Annotated in this window: 12 protein-coding genes; 1 reads left to right on the top strand and 11 read right to left on the bottom strand. The window is 55.4% G+C overall.

All coding sequences use genetic code 11. The annotated features are described in order from the left end of the window. The 8 genes from soxB to ACEQU8_RS12165 all read right to left on the bottom strand — a co-directional run. On the bottom strand, window positions 1–1,325 hold a 1,325-nt coding region (soxB, locus tag ACEQU8_RS12200; protein WP_370263948.1), incomplete at its 3' end, for a thiosulfohydrolase SoxB. A gap of 79 nt (window positions 1,326–1,404) precedes the next feature. After that, a complete protein-coding gene (soxX, locus tag ACEQU8_RS12195; RefSeq protein ID WP_370263947.1) occupies window positions 1,405–2,043 on the bottom strand; it encodes a sulfur oxidation c-type cytochrome SoxX in 639 nt (212 codons plus the stop codon). Between the two features lie 13 nt (window positions 2,044–2,056). Next, a complete protein-coding gene (gene soxA / locus ACEQU8_RS12190) occupies window positions 2,057–2,881 on the bottom strand; it encodes a sulfur oxidation c-type cytochrome SoxA (protein WP_370263946.1) in 825 nt (274 codons plus the stop codon). Between the two features lie 38 nt (window positions 2,882–2,919). Further along, the gene (gene soxZ, locus ACEQU8_RS12185) at window positions 2,920–3,231 is read right to left on the bottom strand and encodes a thiosulfate oxidation carrier complex protein SoxZ (protein WP_370263944.1); all 312 of its coding nucleotides are present in this window, start codon (window positions 3,229–3,231) and stop codon (window positions 2,920–2,922) included. A gap of 25 nt (window positions 3,232–3,256) precedes the next feature. Beyond that, entirely contained in the window at window positions 3,257–3,730 is a 474-nt protein-coding gene (soxY, locus tag ACEQU8_RS12180; RefSeq protein WP_370263942.1) for a thiosulfate oxidation carrier protein SoxY, read from the bottom strand. Between the two features lie 30 nt (window positions 3,731–3,760). Beyond that, window positions 3,761–4,792 carry a c-type cytochrome gene (locus tag ACEQU8_RS12175; protein WP_370263940.1) on the bottom strand — a complete coding sequence of 344 codons (1,032 nt, stop codon included), beginning with the start codon at window positions 4,790–4,792 and terminating at the stop codon, window positions 3,761–3,763. 3 nt (window positions 4,793–4,795) lie between these two features. After that, entirely contained in the window at window positions 4,796–6,160 is a 1,365-nt protein-coding gene (soxC, locus tag ACEQU8_RS12170; protein WP_370263938.1) for a sulfite dehydrogenase, read from the bottom strand. A gap of 131 nt (window positions 6,161–6,291) precedes the next feature. Further along, on the bottom strand, window positions 6,292–6,681 hold the full coding sequence (locus tag ACEQU8_RS12165; protein ID WP_370263937.1) for a hypothetical protein: 390 nt from the start codon (window positions 6,679–6,681) through the stop codon (window positions 6,292–6,294). Between the two features lie 117 nt (window positions 6,682–6,798). Here ACEQU8_RS12165 and ACEQU8_RS12160 point away from each other — a divergent pair, with 117 nt between their 5' ends. Continuing rightward, window positions 6,799–7,296, top strand: a complete 498-nt coding sequence (locus ACEQU8_RS12160) for a DUF1178 family protein (protein ID WP_370263936.1) — start codon at window positions 6,799–6,801, stop codon at window positions 7,294–7,296. Window positions 7,297–7,301: 5 nt separating this feature from the next. Here the strand turns inward: ACEQU8_RS12160 and gloA are convergent, their stop codons facing one another. The 3 genes from gloA to ACEQU8_RS12145 are packed head-to-tail and all read right to left on the bottom strand — an operon-like array spanning window position 7,302 to window position 9,722. Then, a complete protein-coding gene (gene gloA / locus ACEQU8_RS12155) occupies window positions 7,302–7,814 on the bottom strand; it encodes a lactoylglutathione lyase (RefSeq protein ID WP_370263935.1) in 513 nt (170 codons plus the stop codon). A gap of 23 nt (window positions 7,815–7,837) precedes the next feature. Further along, complete coding sequence (locus ACEQU8_RS12150) at window positions 7,838–8,389, bottom strand: response regulator transcription factor (protein ID WP_370263933.1); 552 nt, start codon at window positions 8,387–8,389, stop codon at window positions 7,838–7,840. A 1-nt stretch (window position 8,390) separates the two neighbouring features. Beyond that, entirely contained in the window at window positions 8,391–9,722 is a 1,332-nt protein-coding gene (locus ACEQU8_RS12145; RefSeq protein ID WP_370263932.1) for an ATP-binding protein, read from the bottom strand. Window position 9,723: the final 1 nt, after the last annotated feature.

Below are 9,723 nucleotides of genomic sequence, written 5' to 3'. Positions count from 1 at the left end.
GCGGTTTGATCCATCACATGCTCGCGGGTGATGGTTTGGCCGGGCAGCAGGCTGGTTCCCCAGCGAAATCCTGGTGAGAACGCAATTTCAGCGCCCTTCACCTCCATCAAGGCATCAATGATCAATTGATCCCAACTGCCGTTGAAGTTGCCGCGGCGGTACAGCAGGCCCTCAGTGGTGGCCAAGGGCTCGGCCAATTTGGCCAGGAATGGCTTGCGAACGTTGTCGACAAAAGCCTGCATGGCTGGGTCAGCGGGTAACATATTTGAAAACACGGGCAGCAGGCGGTACATAAAGCCCTGCAACTTGCCGCCGCGAATATCCATATCGAGCACCCCCAAAAACTTGCCGTTGCTGCCCGCGTTGGTGACGTGGGTAACGCCGCTGGCGTTTTTAACAGGGATGGCGTTGGGCACGCCATCGTGGGTGTGCCCGCCCAAAATAAAGTCGATGCCTGTGACGCGACTGGCCATTTTGATGTCCACGTCCATGCCATTGTGCGACAGCAATACCACCGCTTGCGCGCCCTTTTGGCGCACCTCGTCCACAACGGCCTGCATGCTTTCTTCCTGAATGCCGTATGACCAATCCTTCACAAAGTACCGGGGGTTGGCAATTGGGCTGTAGGGGAAGGCCTGGCCAATGATGGCGACCTTCGCACCATTGATGGTTTTCATGACATGGCTTGGAAACACAGGGTCGCCAAAGTCTGCAGTTTTAATGTTTTGAGCAACGATGTCGATTTTGCCTTTAAAGTCTTTCTCGGCCACCTCCAAAATGCGCTCTGAGCCATAGGTGCATTCCCAGTGCAGGGTCATCACGTCCACGCCAAGCAATTTGGCCGCGTCCACCATGTCTTGCGCATGGGTCCACAGGGCCGTTGCCGAACCTTGCCAGGTATCGCCCCCGTCCAGCAGCAGGGCGCCGGGGCGCTGCGCTTTCATCATTTTTACCAAGGTGGCCAAGTGGGCGAATCCGCCCACCTTGCCATAGCGTCTGGCTGCCTCTTCAAAGTTAAGGTAGGTGAATGCGTGCGCCTGCGCCGACCCCGCCGGGATGTTGAATGCCTTGAGCAAGGCCTCACCCACCAAATGAGGAGCGCGGCCGGCGGCGTCTGCAACACCAATGTTCACATTCGGCTCACGAAAATAAATGGGCACCAACTGAGCATGGCAATCGGTGAAATGCAGCACACTGGCGTTGCCAAAGGGTTTTAAGTCGTAGAGCTTTTGCGGTGCATTGCCAGCCAGCACATGGGGCGCGTCCAGCGCCATGCCCGCAGCCGAGGCAGCAGCCAGCATTCCCATGAATTCGCGTCGATTCATTTGCATGGGTGATTCCAATGAATGATTGAAGTGGAGACTGCCCGGCGCGCAGCGCGCACGGGCAGACCAGCGGGCAACTTTATTTGTTGACCGGCGAGTCTGGCGCCATCAAAAGCGCCATCACGTCTTTGAGCTGCTCTTCTGTAAGTATGCCCTCAGCCCCAAAACGCGGCATGTTGGAGCATGCGTTGTAGGCGTGAGAATTCCAGATCTTGGCCCAGGTGTATTTCATGATTTCTTCGGAGTTGCCCCGCAATTTGCCATACTGGTAGAGCGAGGGGCCCAAGTTGCCGTAACTCAATTCCTGTGGCGCCAGTTGATGGCAGGCGTAGCAGTTGCCGCCTGCAGGGGTATCGGGCTTGTCAGAGAACTGCAAACCCACGCCGGTTTGGGCAATTTTTTCGCCCGCTTTCCAGTCGCCCAAATACTTGCCATCGGCTGGGTATTTAACCGCAGCAAGGGCAGCCTGTTCAAGCTCGGTGCGCTTGGATTGAGGCAATCCTTTGGGGTCGAGCGCCGCCAAAGAACAGGCCTTTTGCAACTCGGATTGGTTCAAGCGATCCATGCCAGCCTGACCTTTTTCTTTAAAAGAGGCCATGATGACTTGATGCACTTCGGCATCACTCACCTTGGCCGCAGACTCCTGGGCCGTATTGGCGCAACCCGCAATGAGGGCCGCCGCCAACACGCCTGCCATGCTCAGTGTGTTTTGTTTCATGGGGGTGCCCTCCTTAGCGTTTGATGGACGTTGCTTGCATGGTGCCTCCGTTGGCCCTCACACCCAAGAAGGTAATAAGGTCAATGGCGGCCTGCGAGCCATATTGAAGTTCTGGAAAACGCTGCTGACGGAAGCAGTCATACATGCGCCACTGCATGGTGCGCACTGCCCCTTGAGACACCCGGTACGCTGGCCAGGCCGCGAATGCAGCTTGGGCGGGTTCTGTTTTGGTTAGATTGGGCAGGCCCTGCAAGCGAATGCGTTGATCGTCGGCCGCGTGGCAACTGGCACAGGAAAAATCGTAGGGGCCCCCACGGAAAAAGAAAATTTTCTCGCCGCGGGCGCGGGAGGCAATTTCCTCGGGATGGGATTGCGGTACAGCAATGGTGGTGCCGCGAGACTGGGCATACACATACGCCACCAAGGATTCCATCTCGGTGGGGCGCTGGCCCGCGCCAGAGAACGGCTTGGCAGTGACCTCTTTGGCATCCCGCCCTTGCAAAGTAACGATGCAGTGCACAATGCGACTTTCCACGTCCATCACTTTGCCTGTGTCAGAAAAAAACCTGGGCATTTGACCCACGGCACCTTCCAGCTTGCCGGGACCCTTGCCCAAATCGCATTGTTCAAGAGAAGCATTCTTCGGGCCTCTAGGCTTGGTCCAGAGGTCCTCGCCAAGCAATTCGACCAATTCGGCAGGGTTGCCATCGGCCAACATGTCGCGATATTCCTGAATGCCCTGCTCGGTGGATTTTTGGGCAGCCACAGGGCCAAACGCCCCCATGGTCAACAGGCTGGCGGCTGCCGCGCTGGCAGCCAGGTGCTTAACAGATCTCATCTCACGCCCCTTTGTTGTGTTTATGAATTGATTTGAGATTACGCCACTTTGGTTTTGTCTGTGCGGGATTCGCCTTTGTTGTCTGTCCAGGTGATTTCAACGGTATCGCCCACTTTACCGCCTTTGAACGAGAAAGACATGAATGGGTTTTTGGCCACGGCCGGACCCCAGTTGGCTTGCAAGACCACCTTGTCGTTGCACTTGGCCGTGACGTTCTGAATAAACCACGCGGGCACCAGATTGCCGTCAGCGCCTTTGCGTTGACCGGTTTCCATTTCGTGCGCCATCAATACTTTTACTTCTACTTCATCGCCGTTGGCTTTGGCGCGAATTTTCATTGGATCAGCCATGTTGAGCTCCTTTTGATTCTTGATGTTAGCCGCCGCAACCGCCCAGGGTTACTTTCACTTCTTTTTTGGCAAAGTAGTATTTGCCATCGGCTTTCACCAGGGCGTACACATTGCTGGATTTGCCCATTTTCACGCGGGTGTTGACCTTGGCCTCCGTGCCTGCGGGGATCATGAATTGTGCAGACAAAATGGAGGGGTTGTTCTCAACGAGCAAAGACACCTCGGTGGTGTTTTTCAATTTGCTGTCGGCACCCACAGGCACCACGGCGCCATTTTCTGCAATGTCGGGGGCAATCACGGTGATGTCAGCGCTCTCGGTGGGCATGTTGCCACCCAAGGCTTTCATGAGTTCATCCATGGATTTGCTCTCGAAGGCTTTTTTGGGCCAACCCTGGGATGCAAAGGCCACGTTGGGCTTGATGAGGCCTGCGGCCACCGCCAATCCCAGCACAGTCAGGCTGGACGAGGCCTTCAATACGGCACGTCTGTTTTCGTTCATTGAGCGATTCCTCCTAGAAACATTGCTCGTTCACTTGTTTTTGGTATTCAACACCCACTTGGCCAGGCTTTCAACATCGGCATCGGACAAATGCGATTGCGCTGGCATGGGCATGCTGCCCCATACACCCTGACTGCCCTGGCGTATTTTGTCGGCCAGGTAGGCTTGTGCATCGGGCCGCTTGGCATACTTCGTGGAAATATCCACCAACGAGGGGCCCAACTTTTTTTCACTCACGGCGTGGCAGGCCACGCAACCGTTGGCGTTGAACAAAGACTCAACAGGTTTGACCTGAGCGGTATCAGAAGTTGCACCCGTGCCTTGTGCCACTGTGACCACACCGCGCACTGGCCCCACCAAGCGGTTTTGTTCATGCAGGTTGCCATGGGCGTCACGGGCATATTCAGGCAAGGATGAAAGCACCTTTGCATTAGGGGTGCAGTTTGACATGCAACGTGCCTCTTTTACATCGGGTTTACCCGAGGGCAACCACAGGCCATGATTGGTTTGCATGCCATTGCGATTAGGCAATTTTTGTTGCACCTCGGCCATGTTGGCATCGCTCAACACAAAGTCGTCTGGCAGCACACCTCCCATGTTCAAAATGTAAGCGGTGACGGCATACACTTCTTCGGTGGTCAGTGACTTGGGGTTGGTCCAAGGCATGGCACGGTTGATGTAATCCCACAAAGTTGACAGGGTGGGTACTTTCATCAAGGTGGTGCGTTGGGGCGCAGAGCCGTCTTTGAGCGATTGCACGCGACCGCGCAGTATGTCTTCCCGAGTGGTACCGCCCACTATGGGAGTAAACACCTCGTTACTCTCGCCAAACACACCATGACAAGAGGCGCATTGCGCATCCCACACCTCCATGCCTTTGGCCACGCTGCCACTGCCTTTGGGCAGTCCTTTGAAGTCTGGGCGAACATCAATGTCCCAGGCCTTTACCTCCGCCACTGTGGCTGGCCGCCCAAGCCCTTCCATGGCCTGCGCCATGCTGGCTTGCCCCAACAGGCCTGCGCTTAAAAATAACGCCAGCGTTTTAAAAATGAGCGTTCTCATGCCCTACCCCACATGCACATTGTGTACTTCACCGCCAGCGTCCACGCGCCAGCTTTGAATGGCGTTGTTGTGGTAAATGCTTTTGTCACCCCGCTTGGCGCGCAAAGTGCGGTAGCTGGGTTGTACATAGCCTGTGCTGTCCATGGCCCTGCTTTGCAAAATCACGTCTTGCCCCTTCCACACCCAAGGCAAGCTGAAGCGGGTCAATGACTTATCAAGAACGGGGGTTTGAAGTTGGGCCGTTGCCCAGGTTTTGCCGCCGTCCACCGACACATCCACGGCTTTGATTTTTCCACGCCCACTCCAGGCCAGCCCGGTGATGTTGTAAAACCCCGGGTTGAGCAAACGCTGCCCACCCGACGGTGTGGTGATCACCGACTTGCACTCCTGGATGGAGGTGTATTGCCGGTGGGTGCCGTCGGGCATCAGGTCAACATAGTGAATGGCTTCGTCTTTGGTGGCCCAAGGCTGATCGCCCACCTCAATGCGGCGCAGGTACTTCACCCAACTCACGCCCTGAACGCCGGGCACCACCAAACGCAGGGGGTAGCCGTTCTCTGGACGCAGCATTTCGCCGTTTTGACCGTAGGCCAACAGCACCTCGCCGCTTTCCACCAATTCCATGGGGATGGTGCGGGTCATGGATGAACCATCTGCACCCTCGGCCAAAATGTATCGGCCTTTTTTAAGGTCGACCCCGCAGTATTCCAAAACCTTGATCAAAGGCACGCCAGTGAACTCGGAACAGCTCAACATGCCGTGGGTGTATTGCACGGTGGGCACGGCCACATTGGCCCACTCCATGCCCGAATTGGCTCCGCACTCGATAAAGTGAATGCGCGACACAGATTCCATGCGCATGAGTTCATCCACCGTGAACACCATGGGCGTTTTAACCAGGCCATTGATCATCAGGCGGTGCTGGCTGGGGTCAATGTCCCACCACCCCTGGTGATGCCGCTCAAAATGCAGGCCCGAGGGGGTAATAATGCCAAACAGGCCTTGCAGTGGGCAAAACGACACCGAGGCTGCGCTCACCCGTGTGAGCCCGGGTGACTCTCGGCGTTGTAGATTCTGCTCAAACTGGGAGGGCATGCCATAAGGCCTGGCTGCAACGGGCAAACCCAAACCACGGGTGTGCTCAGGCAAATTCAAGATGGCAGGATCGCCCTCAGCGGCGATGGCTTGCATGGGGCGGGCGCCTGCCAGTGTGGCCGCTGCGGCGGCCGCAAACGCCTTTTTGAAAAAGGCTCTGCGGTCGTCCGCGCCGGCTCTGTTGACAAAAGCGACATCCTGACGGCTTAAAAAATTCTCTGGCGCTCTGGCCACACGGCCCAGGGGCGTGTCCGAGGCGATGTTCAATGACAAGGTGTGTCTCCACTTTCTAATTATTTGTATGAGCATATGCTCATGTTTATAAGTTAAGACAAACCGGACACACTTGCAAGTGTTTTTACACCCTCTGCAGACGTAAGAATTTTTGCACTTGCGGGAATGAATTAGGGTTTCTTGGGTGATTTGACCGCGGGTTTGGCAGGTTGCTTGGTCACAGGCTTTTGCTTGCGCAAGGCCTCATGATCTATGCGGTACTCGGGCTGGGAAATGCCATGGCTGGCCGGATCGGTGGGCAGAACATTGTGCACAGCCTGTGCACCCACTTTGGCCACCAAGCGCACCGTGTCGTAGGCGGAATGGGTGATTTTTTTCTCCACCATGTGCACAGCCGAGGAAATTGGCGCAATTGGCTTGATCTTTTTTAGAACCGAAAAAGGAATGTCTGCAATACGACGGTGCACGCCCTCCACTTGGCGCGTGCCTTGGTCCAGGGAAGCCGAAATCAAGTCTACCAGACCTCGCAGATGAGGCTCGAGCGACTTTTTGCGGGACATACCAACCTCTTTGGGCTTTGATTGAACAGACATCAAATTCTAGAAGAGTTTGCGCACCACCGGTAGGCAATTCATTCCACTGTAAAATAGCGAAATTCCGGTTTAGATTCAAATATTGTGGCAATCATCATTTACGACCTTGAATGCGAGTACGCCCACCGCTTCGAGGGTTGGTTTAGGTCCAGCGAAGATTTTGACGAGCAACGTGAGCGCAAGTTGCTCACCTGCCCCGAATGCGGCACTGACGCTATTCGCAAAGTGCCTTCAAAAATCAATATTGGGCAAAGCAAGGCCGTGGCATCTGAAGTGCACCAACAGGCAGCTTCTGCTGCCAGCCAGCCCGAGCAAACCCCATCAGCCAGCAGCGGAAAAAGCAATGCCATGGAGGTGACCACCGCATTTGTGATGGCCAGGCAGGCGCTTGCTGCCTTGATTAATCATTCAGAAGATGTGGGCGACCGTTTTGCTGAAGAAGCCCGAAAAATTCACTACGAAGAGGCTCCCGTTCGCGCCATACGCGGGCAGGCCAGCCTTGAGGAATTTGAAGAGCTGCGAGATGAGGGGATCGAGATTTTTGCCCTGCCGCCCGTGCCCAGCGAAGATGAACTGAACTGAAAATGTTAAGCCTGGGCTTTGCCAAGCCCAGCCAACAAATTGGGCTGGACGATTTCAATCCAATAGCCGTCTGGGTCTTTGATGAAGGCCACATTGCGCATTTTGCCTTGCTCTGGGCGCTTGACATATTGCACGCCGTTTTTATCAAACCAAGCCACGGCATGCTCAAGATTGGGCACTGCAAAACAAATATGACCAAAACCCTGAGGCTGCGCGTTGCCATCGTGGTAGCGCTGCTCCGGGTCTTTTTCTGTACCCCAGTTGTGAGTAAGCTCCAATATGCCACGCTGGCTGAAGGTCCACACGGTGCGCTCCGCTTCGTCGACGGGCGCTTGTTCATCCGGGCTCAATTTTGCCAAAAAATAAAGAGAGAACGACATCTCGGGAAAGTCGAGTTTTCGCAGCAAGGCCATGCCCAACACCTGCTCGTAAAACTTCAAAGACACGGCAGGGTCTTTGATGCGCAACATGGTGTGGTTGAATGTGAATCCGTGGTGGGGGGGTAAGGTTGTGCTCATGGGTACTGCCTCTTGTTGCTTGCTTATTTAACGCGGCGTTTTTCAAGTTTGCGGGCCAGAGTGCGCCTGTGCATACCCAGGCGCCGCGCGGTTTCAGAAATATTAAAGTCGGTTTCGACCAGCACTTCGTGGATGCGTTCCCACTCCAGGTTTTTAATGGAAGTGGCGCGATTGCTCAGCTCCACAGGCTCTGTACCGGCCACGTGTGAAAAAGCGGCTTCGATGTCGTCGGTATTCGCAGGCTTGGCCAGGTATTGGCATGCACCCAGTTTGATGGCCTCCACGGCAGTGTTGATGCTTGCAAAGCCAGTGAGCACCACAATCAGCATGGTGGGGTCAAACTCGTGCAGGGCCTGCACACAACTTAAACCCGATGAATTGCCAGCGAGTTTAAGGTCGACCACGGCGTGCGTGGGGTGGTGATTTTGCAAAAGCGCCTGCATTTCATCTTGATTGCTGGCACGAATCACGGTGTACTCCCGACGCTCAAAAGACCGGGTCAAGACTTTGGCAAAAGCATCGTCGTCTTCAACCACCAACAACAATCGATCTGGGTTTGTTTCCAATTGCTCCAAACTACTTCTCCTGCAACACCAGCGAGGCCAGCGGCAAACTGACCTGTACGCGGGCCCCGCCATCACTGCGGTTTTCAGCTTGGACCACACCGCCCAAGGTTCGTGCCACATTCGTCACCAAAAACAACCCCAAGCCACCACCGGGGCGACCCTTGGTGGAATTGTAGGGTTTGCCAAGCTGCTCCAACACCTCTGGGGAAAAGCCCGGCCCACGGTCGCTGACGCGCACCAACAATGCATCGCCCTCTAGCCGAACATCCATGCCCACCCATGCAGGCGAGGCCTCCAAGGCATTGTCGAGCAAGTTAAACACCATTTGCGCCACCGTGGAATCGAATGCGACGGGCAAGGGCTGTTGAATTTGGTTGGTGAACTGAAATGCCTTGGGCGAACGGCTTTCCAGCCATTCATCGGCCAGGGACTGAAAATACACATTGAGCGTGGTGCGTTGGGAGCCCTCCCCGCGTGCTTCCCCAGCCGACATCAAAATACCGCTCACAATTCGCTTGCAGCGAATCAACTGGGTTTGTAATTCCTCAAGTTCTTCCTGAAAACCCGCGCTGTGTCGGAAGGCTGGCATGTGTTTCCAATCGCCAAGAATCACCGACATGGTGGCCAGGGGCGTGCCGAGCTCGTGCGCAGCGCCCGAGGCCAAGAGCCCCATCCGGACGATGTGCTCCTCTTCGGCTGCGCGCTGACGCATGGCGGCCAACTGCGCATCGCCGGCGCGCAAATTGCGGCTAATTCGAGTGATGAACATCACCAGCAAAGCGGCATTGAGCACAAAACAAATCAGAATGCCTTGGGCATACAAGTCGGCAAACACCATGCTGGTATTGGCTGGCCATTGCAGGGGCCGATTAAAAACCGACAGGCCCGCCAAACACAGCGTGGTGATCCACACCACGGTCCAAGCCGACTCCGTTCGCAACAACACCGCACTTAAAATAACCTGCAGTAAAAACAGCAAAGCGAAGGGGTTGTTGATGCCCCCGGTGAAATACAACTGGGCGGTGAGGCTGGCCACATCCACCAACATGGCCAAAAACAATTCGCGATTGCTGACCACCCGCTCCTCGTGCCAGCGCAAATGGCTGGCCACATTGAAGGCCACCAAAAACACCATGACGGTGAGCATTTCTTTGAGAGGCAAAGTAATGCCCAGACCAAACGAGGCCACCAGCATGGTGATGATCTGCCCACCAACGGCCAACCACCGAAGGTGAATCAGGTGCAGCATGTTTTTGTGACCGGTTTCTTGCGCCACATGGCTTTCAGACACTGGCCCATGGCCACCCTGACGCACAGAAACAATGTCGGAATTGATCGCCATG

The sequence above is a fragment of the Limnobacter sp. genome (genome assembly GCF_964228395.1).
Lineage (GTDB): Bacteria > Pseudomonadota > Gammaproteobacteria > Burkholderiales > Burkholderiaceae_B > Limnobacter.
The sequence above is the reverse complement of the archived record's forward strand: the minus strand, read 5'-3'. Positions and strand labels throughout refer to the sequence as shown.

Excerpts from the sequence above, each read along its gene's own strand:
- ACEQU8_RS12165 (WP_370263937.1), bottom strand. The coding sequence starts at position 6,681 with ATGTCCCGCAAAAAGTCGCTCGAGCCTCATCTGCGAGGTCTGGTAGAC.
- soxZ (WP_370263944.1), bottom strand. The coding sequence starts at position 3,231 with ATGGCTGATCCAATGAAAATTCGCGCCAAAGCCAACGGCGATGAAGTA.
- soxX (WP_370263947.1), bottom strand. The coding sequence starts at position 2,043 with ATGAAACAAAACACACTGAGCATGGCAGGCGTGTTGGCGGCGGCCCTC.
- soxY (WP_370263942.1), bottom strand. The coding sequence starts at position 3,730 with ATGAACGAAAACAGACGTGCCGTATTGAAGGCCTCGTCCAGCCTGACT.
- ACEQU8_RS12175 (WP_370263940.1), bottom strand. The coding sequence starts at position 4,792 with ATGAGAACGCTCATTTTTAAAACGCTGGCGTTATTTTTAAGCGCAGGC.
- ACEQU8_RS12145 (WP_370263932.1), bottom strand. The coding sequence starts at position 9,722 with ATGGCGATCAATTCCGACATTGTTTCTGTGCGTCAGGGTGGCCATGGG.
- soxA (WP_370263946.1), bottom strand. The coding sequence starts at position 2,881 with ATGAGATCTGTTAAGCACCTGGCTGCCAGCGCGGCAGCCGCCAGCCTG.
- gloA (WP_370263935.1), bottom strand. The coding sequence starts at position 7,814 with ATGAGCACAACCTTACCCCCCCACCACGGATTCACATTCAACCACACC.